Below are 15327 nucleotides of genomic sequence, written 5' to 3' on the forward strand. Positions count from 1 at the left end.
GACGGTACTCGACGACCTTCTCCGCCACCGCGGGAACGACCTCGGTCTTCTTCTCCTCCTCCTTCTTCTTGGCGGAGAGCGGCTGGCCGACCTTGCAGTTGTCGCGGTAGATCGCGAGGGCCTTCAGGCCCATCTTCCAGCCCTCGAAGTAGACCTCCTCGACCTCCTCGACGGTGGCCGACTCGGGCAGGTTCACGGTCTTGGAGATCGCGCCGGAGAGGAAGGGCTGCGCCGCGGCCATCATGCGCACGTGGCCCATGGCCGAGATCGCGCGCTCGCCCATGGCGCAGTCGAAGACCTCGTAGTGCTCGGACTTGAGGCCCGGGGCGTCGATCACGTTGCCGTGCTCGGAGATGTGGGCGACGATCGCCTCGACCTGCTCGGGCTGGTAGCCGAGGCGCTTGAGGGCCTTGGGGACCGTGTTGTTCACGATCTGCATCGAGCCGCCGCCGACGAGCTTCTTGAACTTGACCAGGGCCAGGTCCGGCTCGACGCCCGTGGTGTCGCAGTCCATCATCAGGCCGATGGTGCCGGTCGGGGCCAGCACGGACGCCTGGGCGTTGCGGAAGCCGTTCTTCTCGCCGAGCCGGAGGACGTCCTGCCAGGCCTCGGTGGCCGCGGCCCAGACCGGGTTGTCCAGGTCGTCCATGCGCGGGGCGGCCGCGTTGGCGTCGGCGTGCTGCTTCATGACGCGCTTGTGGGCGTCGGCGTTGCGGGCGTAGCCGTCGTACGGGCCGACGACCGCGGCCAGCTCGGCCGAGCGCCGGTAGGAAGTACCGGTCATCAGCGAGGTGATGGCACCGGCCAGGGCCCGGCCGCCCTCGCTGTCGTAGGCGTGGCCGGTGGCCATCAGCCGGGCAAGCTGAGGGCCAAGCTGGGGCTCGCCGGGGCGCTGTTGCTGGCCGCGGTCGTGGTGACGCTCGGCGCGGCGCAGGCGCGGATATCGGCACCGACGCTGGCCAAGGAGCGCGAACAGCTCATCAACCGCATCGAGTCGGAGACCTCGGCGGCGGACACGCTGCAGAAGAACGTCGACGCCCTGCGGGAGTCCGTCGGCAGTCAGCAGCGTGAGGCCCTGGAGAAACACGGCGGGGACAAGGCCGAGTTGGTCTCCCTGCTCGCGGGGGCGACCCCGGTGCGGGGCCCCGGTCTCAAGGTGGTCGTCGACGACGCCAAGCAGGCCAAGTCCGGTGGCGGCGGTCCGCGGGAGAGCAGTGGTTTCTCGGACACGGGCCGGGTGCGCGACCGTGACATGCAACGCATCGTCAACGGGCTGTGGCAGGCGGGCGCGGAGGCGGTCGCCATCAACGGCCAGCGCTTGACGTCGTTGTCGGCGATCCGGGCGGCCGGGGACGCCATACTGGTCGACAACAAGCCGCTGGTTCCGCCGTATACGGTGCTGGCGGTCGGCGACGGCAAGCGGATGAGCACGTCGTTCCAGGACAGTGTGGACGGTCAGTATCTGCACGTCCTCCAGCAGAACTACGGGGTCAGGGCGAACATCTCCGTCGAGGAGGACGTCCGGCTGCCGGCCGCGCCGAGCCTGATCGTGCGGACCGCGCGGTGGTGGGGTAGTTCCTCCCTGCCCTTTCGCCAAGCGCCGGACGGGCTGATATTCAGCCCGTCCGGCGCTTGAGGACAGCGCGCGCAGCGTGCTGCTGCGGAAACGGTGAAAGGGCGGGCCAGGGGCAGAACCCACCGAACGGGTGCCCACCCGGAGGCGTCTGCCGGGCCTCAACAAGGGCACCCGCTCTCATATGGTCATGGCCGCCCCCGCCGAACCCTTCGTCCGCGACCGCCTCCTCTACCGCGTCAAACGCGGCCTCCTCGGCCCGCCCCTCGTCACCCAGGCCCTCGCCCACGAGAAGCTGTCCAACCCGATGGCCCTCGGCGTGCTGGCCTCCGACTGCATTTCCTCCACCGCCTACGGCCCGGAGGAAATGCTGATCATCCTCGTGCCCGTCGTCGGCGTCGCCGCCTTCGACCTGGTGCCCCTGGTCGCCTGCGCCATCCTCCTCGTCCTGCTCCTGGTGACGCTCTCCTACCGCGACGTCGTCTCCGTCTACACCCGGGCCGGCGGGTCCTACGTCGTGGCCCGGGAGAACTTCGGCCCCCGCGTCGCCCAGATCGCCTCCGTGGCCCTGCTGATCGACTACATCGTCACCGTCGCCGTCCAGTCCGCCGCCGGCACCGACGCCCTCATCTCCCTCGCGCATCTCATCGGCCACGGCTACCACGGGATCGACCACCTCAAGCTGCCCATCACCGTCGCCGTCGTGGTGGTCCTGATGTACGGGAACCTGCGCGGCATCCGGGAGGCGGGCCGGGCCTTCGCCGCCCCCGCCTACCTCTTCATGGGCGCCATCGCGCTGCTGCTGGTCATCGGACTGGTGCGCGGTCTGAGCGGCGGCCTCCCGCACGCCGACGTCCACGCCCCGGGCGCCTATCCGCTGGGCTCCCCCGGGCACGGCTGGCTCTACGGCGCCTCGCTCTTCATGGTGCTGCGCTCCTTCGCCAACGGCGGCTCCTCCCTCACCGGCCTGGAGGCGATCTCCAACGGCGTCTCCACCTTCCGCAGCCCGCAGGGGCGCAACGCCCGCCGCACCCTGACCGTGATGAGCGTCGTCCTCGGCGTGATGGTGCTCGGCGTGTCCGTGCTCGCCCACTTCACCCACGCCATCCCGTACCTGGACGGCAATCCGACCGTCCTCTCCCAGGAGGCCCATCTCGTCTTCGGCGACGGCTGGCTGGGCACCACCGGACTGGTCTACGTCCAGATCGCCACCGCGCTCATCCTCTACACCGGCGCCAACACGCCCTTCACCGGCTTCCCGTTCCTCGCCAGCTTCGTCGCCGAGGACCGCTTCCTGCCCCGCCAGCTGACCCGGCGCGGCCACCGCCTCGCCTTCTCCAACGGCATCATCTGCCTCACCGTCATCTCGCTGGCCCTGCTCTTCGTGACCGGCAGCAATGTCGACAAGCTCGTCGCCCTCTACGCCATCGGGGTCTTCACCGGCTTCACCATGGCCGGGGCCGGCATGACCGCCCACCACTGGCGGCGGCGGGAGCCCGGCCGCTCCTGGAAGGTCACCGTGAACGCGGCCGCCGCCGTGATCTCCGCCCTGGTCGTCCTGGTCTTCGCGGTCACCAAGTTCACCGAGGGCGCCTGGCTGGTCGTGGTGGTCTTCCCGCTCGGCGTGTGGGCGCTGATCCGCATCAACCGCCAGTACCGGCTGGAGGCCGAGGCCCTGGAGAACATCCCCGCGTTCGCCACGGACCAGCCGCACTGGCGCCGCCACCTCGTCTACGTCCTCGTCGACGCGCTCGACCTGGCGACCGTCAAGGCGCTGCGCTACGCGCACGAGCTGCGGCCGGACGAGGTGCGGGCCGTGCACTTCGTCATCGACGAGGAGCGGGCGCGGCGGCTGACGGCCCGCTGGGACGCGACGCCCGGCGCGGACGTCCCGCTGGAGCGGGTGGACTGCCCGGACCGGCGGCTGCGGCACGCCGTCACCGAGCTCGCGGCCCGGACGACGGCCGACCCGGCGACGGCGCTGACCCTGCTCATCCCCCGGCGCACCCACTCCAACCCGCTCGGCCGGCTGCTCCACCGCGACACCGGCGACCTGATCGCCCGGGCGCTGGAACACCTGCCGAACGTGGCGGTGACGATCCTCCCGTTCGACGTCACCAAAGCCGTGGAACTGGTGCGCGTGGCACGACAGGAGGGGGCCGACGCCCCGGATACCGGCGCGTCATGACCGTCATCCGATACGGACATGACACGCGCCCCGGAGCGGCGTTACCTTCGCCGGGTCGCCGTCGCACCACCGGGAGGGATCCGTGAAGCCGGACATACAGCCGGACACACAGCAGAACGAGACACGTGCGGGGTTCCTGTACGGTGCCGCCGCCTATGCCATCTGGGGCCTCTTCCCCCTGTACTGGCCGCTGCTGGAGCCCTCCGGCGCGATGGAGATCCTCGCCCACCGGATGGTGTGGTCCCTGGTCACCGTCGTCGTCGTGCTCGCCGTGACCCGGCGCTGGGCCTGGATACCCCCGCTGCTGCGGCAGCCCAGGCGGCTCTGCATGATCGCGCTGGGCGCGGCCACCATCTCCGCCAACTGGGGCATCTACATCTGGGCCGTGAACAGCGGCCACGTCGTCGAGACCTCGCTCGGCTACTTCATCAACCCGCTCGTCGTCATCGCCCTCGGCGTCGTCGTCCTGCGCGAGCGGCTGCGCAGGACCCAGTGGGTGGCGGTCGGCATCGGCGCGGCGGCGGTGGTCGTCCTCGCGGTCGGCTACGGGAAGCTGCCGTGGATCGCCCTGGGCATCTCGGCCTCCTTCGGCACGTACAGCCTGATCAAGAAGCAGGTGGGCCTGGGCGGGCTGGAGTCGATGGCCGCCGAGACGGCCGTGCAGTTCCTGCCGGCGCTGGGCTACCTCCTCTTCCTCGGCGGCGGAGGCACCTTCACGGGCGAGGGTCCGGGCCACACCGCGCTGCTCGTCGCCTCCGGCGCGATCACCGCGCTGCCGCTGGTCTCCTTCGGCGCGGCGGCCGTGAAGCTGCCCCTGTCCGTCCTGGGGATGCTCCAATACCTGGCCCCGATCTTCCAGTTCGCACTGGGGCTCGCCGTCTTCCACGAGTCGATGCCCACCGAGCGGTGGGCCGGCTTCGCCCTGGTGTGGCTGGCGCTGGCGGTGCTGACGTGGGACGCGCTGCGGACGGCACGGGCGGGGCGCGCGGAGCTGGACGCGGCGCGGGTCTCCGCCCGGGACAAGGGGACGGCCGACGGGCGCCCGATATCCGGAAACCGGAGTGCGGTGTCCGAAACCCGCTCTTGACGTGTCTTCAAGGGTCCGCTGAACATCATGGGCACGTCAAAAGGAGTTGGGAGCCCCCCATGCTTGTTCTCAACGGACCCACCCTGCCCACCGTCCCCCGAAGACGCCGAACGGCCGCCGGAGCGGCCCTGACGGCCGTCCTCCTGGGCCTCGCATCGGCCCCCGCGATCGCGGCACCGGCGGCACCGGCCCGGGTACCCACCACCCGGCCGGCCGCCGACGCCCCCGAGATACCCGCGGCGAACGTCAAGGCCCACCTCGACCAGTTGCAGTCCATCGCCAACGCCAACGGCGGCAACCGTGCGCACGGCCGCAGCGGCTACAAGGCGTCCCTCGACTACGTGAAGTCCAAGCTGGACGCGGCCGGTTACACGACCAGCGTCCAGCAGTTCACCACCGGTGGCGCCACCGGCTACAACCTCGTGGCCGACTGGCCCGGCGGCGACCCGAACCACGTGGTGTTCGCCGGCTCGCACCTCGACTCGGTCTCCGCGGGCCCCGGCATCAACGACAACGGCTCCGGGTCGGCAGGCGTCCTCGAAGTCGCCCTCTCCGTCGCCAAGTCCGGCTACAAGCCGGACAAGCATCTGCGGTTCGGCTGGTGGGGCGCGGAGGAGCTGGGCATGCGCGGCTCCTCGTACTACGTCAACCAGCTGCCGTCCGGCGAGCGTTCGAAGATCGACGCGTACCTCAACTTCGACATGATCGGCTCGCCGAACCCGGGGTACTTCGTCTACGGCTACGACGCGTCGCTCAAGTCCCTCTTCGAGGACTGGTTCACCGCGCGGAACATCGCGACCGAGGTGGACACCGAGGGCGACGGCCGCTCCGACCACGCGCCCTTCCAGCAGGCGGGCATACGCGTCGGCGGCCTCTTCAGCGGCGCCGACTACATCAAGACCGCCGAGCAGGCCAGGAACTGGGGCGGCACGGCGGGCCGGGCCTTCGACGCCTGCTACCACCGGTCCTGCGACACGACGTCGAACATCGACGACAAGGCGCTGGGCACGAACAGCACGGCGATCGCGGGCGCGGTGTGGAAGCTGAGCGGCGGCGGGTCGACGACGCCGCCGGGCGGGACGAGCTTCGAGAGCAAGGCGGCCGTGGCGATCCCGGACGCCGGGGCGGCGGTGGAGTCGCCCATCACCGTGAGCGGGCTGACGGGCAACGCGCCGTCCGCCCTGAAGGTCGGCGTGGACATCAAGCACACCTACCGCGGCGACCTGACGATCGACCTGGTCGCCCCGAGTGGCCGGGCGTACCGCCTGAAGTCCTCGGACGGGAACGACTCGGCGGCGGACGTCGTGACGACGTACACGGTCGACGCGTCGGCGGAGGCGGCGAACGGGGTGTGGAAGCTGCGGGTGCAGGATGTGGCGCCGCAGGATTCCGGGACGGTGGCGGGCTGGAAGCTCACGTTCTAGCGCGGCGGTGCGCGTAGGGCTGCGCCCTCGGCCCCGCAATGCGGCTTCGCCGCATCGTCCTCAAGCGCCGGACGGGCTGAAAATCAGCCCGTCCGGCGCTTGAGGACTTCGCCCGAAGGGCGAACGGGGTCCGGGGTCTCCCCGGAAGAAACGGTGAAAGGGCGGGCCAGGGGCAAAACCCCCTACGCCGTCACGTCCCGCGACGTGAACCTCGCCCACGCCGCCGACCCGAACACTCCCGCATACAACCCCTGCAACGCCAGATTCCGCCACAACTGATCCCAATACACCGGATCCCGCAACAGATCCGCAAAACTCAACCAGTAGTGCGGAAACAAATACGGCTGCACCGCATGCAGTTGCGGAAACTGATCAAGGATCTGGACGGTGATCAGCAGACCCACCGTCGTCGCCATCGCCGCAATCCCGCTCCCCGTGAGCGTCGAGACGAACAGCCCCACCGCCGCGATCCCCACCAGCGACGCCGCGACGACGCCCGCGATGGCGAGGGCCCGTACGAGCCCCTCCCCGAACGAGACGGTCGTCCCGCTGATCAGCGTCACCTCCCCCAGCGGGAAGAGCAACGCCCCCACCAGCAACGCCGAGACCGCGACGACCAGCGTCGCCGCCACGCAGAACACCATCGTCGTGGCGAACTTCGCGAGGAGCAGCCGCGTCCGCCCGGCCGGGGCGACGAGCAGATAGCGCAGGGTGCCGGACGCCGTCTCGCCGGCGATCGAGTCACCGGCGATCACCCCGATCGCCATGGGGAGGAAGAACGGCAGCGTCGCGGCGAGCGACGCGAAGACGAGGAAGAGCCCGTTGTTGGTGACCTGGCTGACGAAGGCCGGCCCGGCCCCGCCGTGTTCGCCGAAGGACCCGTCCCGCCCGCCACCGGTCTCGATCTTCACCGCGATGCCGACCAGGACCGGAACGGCCGCGAGCACCCCGAGCAGCACCAGCGTGCGCCAGCGCCGGAAGACGAGGGCGATCTCGCTGCGGAAGAGGGACAACTGCCACATCGCCGACGCCGGCCGGCGCACCGCCTCAGCCTGCGACATCGAAGCCCTCCCCGGTGAGCGCCACGAACGCGTCCTCCAGCGAGGCCCGTTCCGTTCCGAAGGCCCGGACGCGGACGCCCGCGCGGACGAGCGCGGCGTTGAGGTCCGCGAGGTCGGCCTGGTCCGGGGCGGGTTCGCCGGTGACGCGGTCGTCGGCGACGGCCAGATCGTTCACACCGTGCTCCTTGAGGACGCGGACCGCGTCCGCCGTGTCGGGGGTGGTGACGGCCAGCCGGCCGCGGGTGGAGGCGGCCAGCTCGCCGACGGTGCCCTGGGTGAGCAGCCGGCCCCGGGACATCACCGCCGCGTGGGTGCAGACCTGCTCGATCTCGTCGAGGAGGTGGGAGGAGAGGAAGACCGTGGTCCCCTCGGAGGCCAGCGAGCGCACCAGGGTGCGGATCTCGCGCATGCCTTGCGGGTCCAGCCCGTTGGTCGGCTCGTCCAGGACGAGCAGCTCGCGGGGCTGGAGCAGGGCCGCGGCGAGGCCGAGGCGCTGCTTCATGCCCAGGGAGTACGCGCGGGCCTTCTTGCCGGCGGCGCTCGCCAGTCCCACCCGGTCGAGCGCGGTGGCCACCCGGGCGGCCCGGGTGCGCGGGTCGGCGGTGGGGTCGGCGGCGTCGTAGCGCAGCAGATTGTCACGGCCGGAGAGGAAGCCGTAGAGCGCGGGGCCCTCGATGAGGGCCCCCACCCGGGGCAGCACCCGGGACCCGGCGGCCGGCATCGGCTCGCCGAGCACCCGGGCGAGCCCGGAGGTCGGCTCGATCAGCCCCATGAGCATCCGGATCGTGGTGGTCTTGCCCGATCCGTTGGGGCCGAGGAACCCGAAGACGCTGCCGCGCGGCACGACGAGGTCGAGGCCCGCCACCGCGAGCTGGCCCCCGCGGTAGCGCTTGGTCAGCCCCCGGGTCTCGATGACCGCGGCCGGCTCCGTCACGGTTCCTCCCCCTCCGTGCTCAGCGGGCGGCCGAGTTGGCGGCCTTCAGCAGCGCGTCCTTGGTGACCGCGCCGGCGTAGACCTTGCCGTCGTCGGTCAGCAGGACGTTGACCAGACGGGTGCTGACGATGCGGCCGGAGCCGAAGTCGCCCGAGACCTTGCTGCCGAAGCTGTCCAGCAGGGACGCGGCGTCGGCGGACTGCTTGCCGCTCTTGGCGTCCGCCTTGGGGAGCTTGCCCTTGCCGCCGCCGGAGAGCTCGGCGATCGAGGACCAGCCCGTACCGATCACCCGGTGGGCACCGGAGTCGGCACCGGGCGGGGCGACGGGCAGCCGGCCCATGCCCCGGTTGCCGCCCTGGTCCTTCTTCCCGTCGCCCTCCGTCACCTTGGCGCCCTTCGGCGGGGTGAAGGAGAAGGTGGAGGCGGACGGCTTGTCGAAGGAGACCTTGGTGAAGGCCACGTCCACCACGGCCTTGCCGCCGCCCTTCGGGGCGAGGGTGAACTTCAGCGGCACGCCGTTCTTCGCGTCCACGGCGATGCGCACGGCGCCGACCGTGGTGTCGTCCTGCTTGGGCTTCAGGGTGAGCTGGTAGGCGTCCCGGCCGGCCACCTTCGCCGTGCCGTCCACGGCGACGTCGGTGGAGGAACCCGCGGCCTCCAGGACCTTCTTGGCGAGCTCCTGCGGGGAGGCGCTCGCCAGGCCGGTCTCCGAGTGCTTCTGCTGCTGCTTCGGCGCCTTCGCGTGGTACGCGGTGTTGCTGCCGCTGTCGTACGCCCAGACCTGGTCGCCGTTGCGGACCATGCTGTACTCGGCGGCGCGCTCGACGATCGACACCCGCTGGCGCTCCGGGCCGTCCGCGGCGACGCGCAGGGTGTGCGTGCCGGCGGCGAGCTCGGTGAGCCGGTCCTGCGGCGAGGCGTCCTTCCCGCCCTTGGCCCCGCTCCCGCCGAACGACATGCCGGACGGCATGGCCGGCAGCCCGAGGTCCGTGGTGATCCGCACCGAGCCGGACAGCTGCTGCGTGTCCGACGCGGCGACCTTGGCTATCAGGTCCTGCGCGCTGATCTTCGGCAGATCGGGGTCTCCCGAACTGGCCAGGGCCGAACCGATGCCGATCGTCGCGGCGGCGACGCCCGCCACCGCGACCGGCACCGCGTAACGGACGGCCTTGCGGCGGCCCGGGCCCGAGGGGCCGTTCACTCCGGACGTCCCGGGGCCCGCGGCGTCCGGTGTCGGCTGGATGCGTGCCATGTGCTCTACCTCCGTCGTCTGCGGCGGTCTCTTCACGTCGTGCACTCGCCCACACCTGGGCTCATTGTGGCCCGACCGCTCGGCGGGGGCACCGGAGTCGGGAGGATTGCCCCCAGCACGGTCTCCGGCACGACCCTTCCCATTCCACCAAGGCGCGACGCCCGGGTCATCAGCCAGGGGGATCAACTCCCGTACCTCTGCGGTATGACGCCCCTTGAGGGACGGCCCGCCGGAGGGATGAGCGGCGCCACCTACGGGCCGACGGTGCGTCAGCCGGCCCGGTGGACGTCAGCCGGCCCGGTGGCAGACCGCGTCGCAGAGCTCCTCCAGCGCGGCCTTGGCCGAGCAGTCGGGCAGCGGCGCCAGCGTCGCGCGGGCCTCCTGCGCGTAGCGGACGGTGTCCCGGCGGGCCTGCTCCAGGGCCGGGTGGACGCGCAGCCGGCGGAGCACCTCGGCGAGCCGGGCGTCGTCACCGAGGTCGCCCTCGAGCAGCTCGCACAGCTCGACGTCCTCCGGCGCGCCGGTGGCCGCGGCACTCGCGCGCAGGTGCAGAACCGGCAGGGTGGGGACGCCCTCGCGCAGGTCGGTGCCCGGGGTCTTGCCGGACTCGTGGGAGTCGCTGGCGATGTCCAGGACGTCATCCGCGAGCTGGAAGGCGGTGCCGAGCCGCTCACCGTAATGGGTGAGGATCTCGACGATGCGCTCGTCCGCGCCGGACATCATCGCGCCGTAGCGGCCGGCGACGGCGATCAGCGAGCCGGTCTTGCCGGCGATGACGTCCAGGTAGTGCTCGATGGGGTCGCGCCCGTCGCGCGGGCCCGCCGTCTCCAGGATCTGACCGGTGACCAGGCGCTCGAACGCCTCGGCCTGGATGCGGACGGCCTCCGGACCGAGGTCGGCGAGGATCTGCGAGGCCCGGGAGAAGAGGAAGTCGCCGGTGAGGACGGCCACGGAGTTGCCCCAACGGGCGTTGGCGCTGGGCGCGCCCCGGCGGATGTCCGCCTCGTCCATGACGTCGTCGTGGTACAGGGTGGCCAGGTGGGTGAGCTCGACGACCACGGCCGAGGGCGCCACCCCCGGCGCGTACGGGTCGCCGAACTGGGCGGCGAGCGTCACCAGCAGCGGACGGAACCTCTTGCCCCCGGCCCGGACGAGGTGCTGCGCGGCCTCGGTGATGAAGGGCACACCGCTCTTGGTGGCCTCCAGAAGGCCTTCCTCGACAGCGGCCAACCCTGCCTGGACGTCGGCTTCAAGAGCCTGGTCCCGCACGCTCAGCCCGAAGGGCCCGACGACGGTCACGAGGGGTACTCCTGTCTGCCTGCGATCACGGGGATTGTCGATGTGTCGCTGTCTTCACCAAAAGTCAGCGTATCCGGTCGGTTCTGGATCATCGTGGCCGCCTGCCCGAACGACGACCCGTCACCGACCCTCCCCGGGACCTCCGAGTGTGCCCCGGGTCCTCCCCCGGCGGGGGAGGACCCGGGGCACGCCCAGCAGCCGCGGCGCCCCTCAGAGCGCCGCCACGGCCCGCGCCAGCCGCGGCGAGGCGTACTCGGTGCCGCACACGAACCGCATCACCGGCCCGAAGCTCGCCGCCGCCGGCAGCCCGGTGAAGAAGAGCCCGGGCACCGAGGAGCGGTACCCCGCCCCCAGCCGCGGGCCGCCGGCGCCGGTGGCGAGCCGGGTGCGGACGCTGTCGCCGAGGAAGTCGAGTGCGCCCAGGTCCACCCGGTAGCCGGTCGCCGCGATGACGTGGTCGGCCCCGAGCTCGGTCTCGTCCGAAGTGCCGCCGCCGGTCCCCGTGCCGGTGCCGGCCAGGGTGAGGACCGGGCGGCCCTCGGCGACCCGGGCCCGGACGATCCGCTTGCCCTCGGTGACGTCCACCCGGCCCACGAAGCGCTCGCGCAGCCACCACGCGCCGAGCGGCCCGAGCACCCGGCGCACCAAGTACTCCCGCAGCTGCGGGGGCAGCCGGCGGAAGCCGTCCGCGTGGTACGAGAAGGCGTACAGCGACCAGGCCCGGCCGAACGGCGTGTCCGGCCTGAGCGGCGACTGCCCGTCGGGCGCGGCCCCGAACCGCACCGCGCCCCGCCGCCGCGCGACCACCCGGACCGCCGCGGCGCCCGCCTCGGCCAGCAGGACGGCGGTCTCCAGCGCGGACTGCCCGGCGCCGACGACGACCACGTCGCGCCCGGCGAAGCCGGACAGGTCGCGGTGGTGCGAGCTGTGCGAGAACGGCCCGCCGGCCACCGGCCCGTCCGGCACCGCCGCGGTCAGCTCGGCGGGGACCCTGGCGAGCCCGCTCAGCCCGGTGGCCACGACCACCGCGCGGGCGGCGAACTGCTCGCCGGAGTCCAGCTTCAGCTCGAAACCGGGCCCGCCCTGCCGCCGCTCGACGGACTTCACCCGCACCTGCTCCAGATGCGGGACCAGCCGCTGCTGGAACCAGAGCCCGTAGCCCGCGAACGTCCCGACCGGGATGACGTCCCAGTCCGACTCGTACCGCCGCTCGCCCGTGTCCAGGCAGTAGTCGAGCAGGGTGTGCCCCGGCTGGGGCGCGTCGATGTTCGAGGCGACCGGGGTGGACTTGAGCAGCATCCCCGCGGGCATCTGTTCGCGCCAGCTCACCATCGGCGAGCCGAAGACCCGCGTCGGAACGCCGCGCGCCTTCAGATGGGCCGCCGTCGACAGGCCGTAAGGACCGGCCCCGATCACTGCTACCGGAAGTGTCACGTGTCCCCTCCCAGGGCGTTGCCCGGCCCACCGGGCCGGTCTGCTGCGTCACGTGGTGCGGGGGCCCGCAACGGCCGGACGGGCCTGCGGACGCCCCCGCCGGCGGCCCGCCCGGGGACCGCCGGGACTACTCGGCGGAGGGCCGCCGGACCTGCTCTCCGGCGGCCGCCGCGGCGGAGCGGCGCCGGGAGCGCCACAACTGCCACAGGTGCCGCACGCCCGGCCGGACGAGCCGGGCGCACATGGTGAAGAAGGGTTTTATGTCGTCACGGGCGGCCCAGGCCAGCTCCGTGCCGTTCGCCCGGGCGGGCGCGTGCGGGGTGGTGTAGCCGCTGCGCCGGTACGCGGCGAGGGCCGGCAGGTCGATGTTCTCCACGACGAACCGGCGCCCGGCCAGCTGTTCGCCCTCGGGCACCCGGCGGCCGGTGAGATCGAGGTGCTGCGCCCGGACGACGTCGACGCCCGCCTCGTTCTCGAACATCCGGAACTGGGCGCCCATCCGGGGGTTGAAGTCCAGCAGCTTGTACCGCCCGTCGCGCCGGTCGAACCGCCAGTCCAGGTCGATGATCCCGGAGAAGCCGATCTGCTTGATGAACTGGGCGGCCATGGCCGCCAGTTCGGGATTGTCGACGATGTAGGCGTTGGCCGTCATGCCCGCGTGCGGCGGCCAGGAGCGCACCTTCACCCCGGTGAACAGGGCCTGCGGCGCGCTGTCCGCGTCGAAGTAGGCGTGGACGATCCAGTCCTCGGCCGCCTCCCGGGGCAGGTACTCCTGGAGGATCACCCCCGGGCACGGGCCCCAGTCGCGCGCCAGCTCCAGCAACTGCCCCGCGTCGGCGATGCGGGTGGTGCCGGGCACCGCGGGGCGGCGGCGGCGCTCGAACGCCTCGCGGTTCTTGGCCACCAGCGGGAAGACCGCCGTTCCCGCGTACTTCTCGATCTCCTCGTACGAGGCGGGGAACAGGGTGGCCGGCGCCGGCACCCCGTGCTCCACACAGAGCTCGTGGAGCCCCTGCTTGCTCGCGAGTCTCCTCGGCAACTCCCGTTCCACGGGCGGGAAGAGGAACCTCCCCGCCAGCTCGTCGGCGTGCTCGGCGATGAGCACGGCCGCCTCCTCGTCCGTCGGCAGCAGTACGGCCGGCCGGCCGATCCGGTCGCCGATCCGCAGCAGCCCCGCCACCAGCTCCTCGGCCCGCTCCGTGCCGGTCGTCGGCCAGACGAACCCGGCGGTCAGATAGCGGGAGGCGGCGGCCGGCGTCCAGCGGTCCTCGGTGATGGCGTACATGGGCACGCCGAGTCTGCCGAGACTGCGGATCGCGCCGACGCCGCCGTGGTGCAGGGGATAGTTGCCGAATTTCACGATCAACCCGGGCACTGACCGGTCCGCCGTTACGGACGCGCTCCTGCTCGCCACCAGCTCCCCCCTCGGCCACCCAGCCTCAGCGGCCCCCCACTGTGTGTGACCCGACTTAGGACGCTACTTCGGAATCGCCGCCTCCAGCAAGGAGTTACCGGACATTGCCCTACCTTTTCCCACGGTTGGAACAGGGCTTCCCCCGACGGGAACGCCGCTCGAACATCTCTTGCCCGTCGGCCGTCAACACGTAATGTGTGGCTCCGGTGCATCCCGTGCATTGACCGTGCAGTTCGACGTGCACTCCGACCGTGCATTCCGAGTGGAGAAGGCGAGGCCGCGACACCCATGCCCCAGCACAGCCCCCACGCGATCCCCGAGGGCGACCCCTTCGGGCCGGACGCGCTCCCGTACGGCGTCTTCACCACCCCCGACGCCCCCGACCACCCCCGGATCGGCGTGCGCCACGGCGCGTTCGTCCTCGACGTGGCCGCCGCCGCGGCCGAACACGGCTCCGCCTACGCCGATCTGCTGGACCAGCCGGTCCTCAACCCGCTGATGGCCGCGGGCCGCCCGGCCTGGGAGGCCGTCCGCGCGGAGATCCGCGGCTGGCTCGACGGGGGCGTGCTGCCGGGCGGGTACGCGCGTCCGCTGGGCGAGGTGACGCTCCACCTGCCGTTCGAGGTGGCGGACTACGTCGACTTCTACGCCAGCGAGCACCACGCCACCAACGTGGGCCGGATCTTCCGCCCGGACGGCGAGCCGCTGACCCCCAACTGGAAGCACCTGCCCATCGGTTACCACGGGCGCGCCGGCACGGTCGTGGTCTCCGGCACGGACGTCGTGCGCCCGCGCGGACAGCGCAAGGCGCCCTCCGAGGCGACGCCGTCCTTCGGCCCCTCGCTCCGGCTGGACATCGAGGCGGAGGTCGGCTTCGTCGTCGGCACGCCGTCGCCGGGGCCGGTCCCCCTGGAGGCCTTCCGCGACCACGTGTTCGGCGTCTGCCTGGTCAACGACTGGTCCGCGCGCGACATCCAGGCGTGGGAGTACGTCCCGCTCGGCCCCTTCCTGGGCAAGTCCTTCGCGACGTCCGTCTCCGCCTGGATCACGCCCCTGGAGGCCTTCGACGCGGCGCGCACGGCCCCGCCGTCGCGGACGTACCCGCTGCTGCCGTACCTCGACGACGCGTCGTCGTCCGAGCCGGGCGGCCTCGACCTCCGGCTGGAGGTCCGCATCAACGGCGAGGTCGTCTCGCGCCCGCCGTTCTCGTCCATGTACTGGACGGCGGCGCAGCAGCTGGCCCATATGACGGTCAACGGGGCGACGTTGAGGACGGGCGACCTCTTCGCGTCCGGGACCGTGAGCGGTCCCGAGCCGGATCAGCTGGGCTGCCTGCTGGAGCTGACGGGCGGGAAGGGGCCGTGGCTGGCGGACGGTGACGAGGTCGTCATCACGGGCTGGGCGCCGGGGCGTGACGGCTCCCGGGTGGGCCTGGGCGAGGTCGTGGGCCGGGTGCGTCCGGCGGGGGCGGACGCGTAGGGGTTTGCCCCGGCCCCGCCCTTTCACCGTTTCCCGGGGAGACCCCGGACCCCATTCGCCCTTCGGGCGAAGTCCTCAAACGCCGGACGGGCTGAAAATCAGCCCGTCCGGCGTTTGAGGACACCCGCGCGGAGCGCAAGGAAACGGTGAAAGGGCGGGCCAGGGGCAAACCCTCTCGTGTG

Annotated in this window: 11 protein-coding genes and 1 pseudogene; 5 read left to right on the top strand and 7 right to left on the bottom strand. The window is 72.1% G+C overall.

Annotated elements, in window-relative coordinates:
* A pseudogene (locus ABD794_RS08650) lies at window positions 1-808 on the bottom strand (vitamin B12-dependent ribonucleotide reductase); the annotation flags it as partial.
* Between ABD794_RS08650 and ABD794_RS08655 the strand changes: the two are divergent.
* The 4 genes from ABD794_RS08655 to ABD794_RS08670 all read left to right on the top strand — a co-directional run bounded on the left by ABD794_RS08655 (window position 698) and on the right by ABD794_RS08670 (window position 6272).
* On the top strand, window positions 698-1636 hold the full coding sequence (locus ABD794_RS08655; RefSeq protein WP_425585964.1) for a DUF881 domain-containing protein: 939 nt from the start codon (window positions 698-700) through the stop codon (window positions 1634-1636). The pseudogene ABD794_RS08650 and the gene ABD794_RS08655 overlap by 111 nt on opposite strands.
* 127 nt (window positions 1637-1763) lie before the next feature.
* Window positions 1764-3761 (top strand): APC family permease, encoded by a 1998-nt coding sequence (locus ABD794_RS08660; protein ID WP_344962137.1) that lies wholly within the window; start codon window positions 1764-1766, stop codon window positions 3759-3761.
* Window positions 3762-3843: 82 nt separating this feature from the next.
* Window positions 3844-4848 (top strand): EamA family transporter RarD, encoded by a 1005-nt coding sequence (rarD, locus tag ABD794_RS08665; RefSeq protein ID WP_344962097.1) that lies wholly within the window; start codon window positions 3844-3846, stop codon window positions 4846-4848.
* Window positions 4849-4907: 59 nt separating this feature from the next.
* Window positions 4908-6272: a M28 family metallopeptidase gene (locus ABD794_RS08670; RefSeq protein ID WP_344962099.1), complete on the top strand. Its 1365-nt coding sequence runs from the start codon at window positions 4908-4910 to the stop codon at window positions 6270-6272.
* Window positions 6273-6454: 182 nt separating this feature from the next.
* Here the strand turns inward: ABD794_RS08670 and ABD794_RS08675 are convergent, their stop codons facing one another.
* From ABD794_RS08675 to ABD794_RS08700, 6 genes are all read right to left on the bottom strand, one after another.
* Complete coding sequence (locus ABD794_RS08675; protein WP_344962101.1) at window positions 6455-7333, bottom strand: ABC transporter permease; 879 nt, start codon at window positions 7331-7333, stop codon at window positions 6455-6457.
* A complete protein-coding gene (locus ABD794_RS08680; protein WP_344962102.1) occupies window positions 7320-8267 on the bottom strand; it encodes an ABC transporter ATP-binding protein in 948 nt (315 codons plus the stop codon). The genes ABD794_RS08675 and ABD794_RS08680 overlap by 14 nt, the downstream gene beginning before the upstream one ends.
* Window positions 8268-8286: 19 nt before the next feature.
* Entirely contained in the window at window positions 8287-9519 is a 1233-nt protein-coding gene (locus tag ABD794_RS08685) for a LolA family protein (RefSeq protein ID WP_344962104.1), read from the bottom strand.
* Window positions 9520-9807: 288 nt separating this feature from the next.
* Window positions 9808-10818, bottom strand: coding sequence for a polyprenyl synthetase family protein (locus tag ABD794_RS08690; RefSeq protein WP_344962106.1), 1011 nt, complete (start codon window positions 10816-10818; stop codon window positions 9808-9810).
* Between the two features lie 210 nt (window positions 10819-11028).
* Window positions 11029-12252, bottom strand: coding sequence for an NAD(P)-binding domain-containing protein (locus ABD794_RS08695; RefSeq protein WP_344962108.1), 1224 nt, complete (start codon window positions 12250-12252; stop codon window positions 11029-11031).
* A gap of 127 nt (window positions 12253-12379) precedes the next feature.
* Window positions 12380-13666, bottom strand: coding sequence for a carboxylate--amine ligase (locus ABD794_RS08700; RefSeq protein WP_344962110.1), 1287 nt, complete (start codon window positions 13664-13666; stop codon window positions 12380-12382).
* A gap of 288 nt (window positions 13667-13954) precedes the next feature.
* Here ABD794_RS08700 and fahA point away from each other — a divergent pair, with 288 nt between their 5' ends.
* Entirely contained in the window at window positions 13955-15145 is a 1191-nt protein-coding gene (gene fahA / locus ABD794_RS08705; protein ID WP_344962112.1) for a fumarylacetoacetase, read from the top strand.
* The last annotated feature ends 182 nt before the right edge of the window (window positions 15146-15327 follow it).

Source organism: Streptomyces thioluteus (assembly GCF_039535865.1).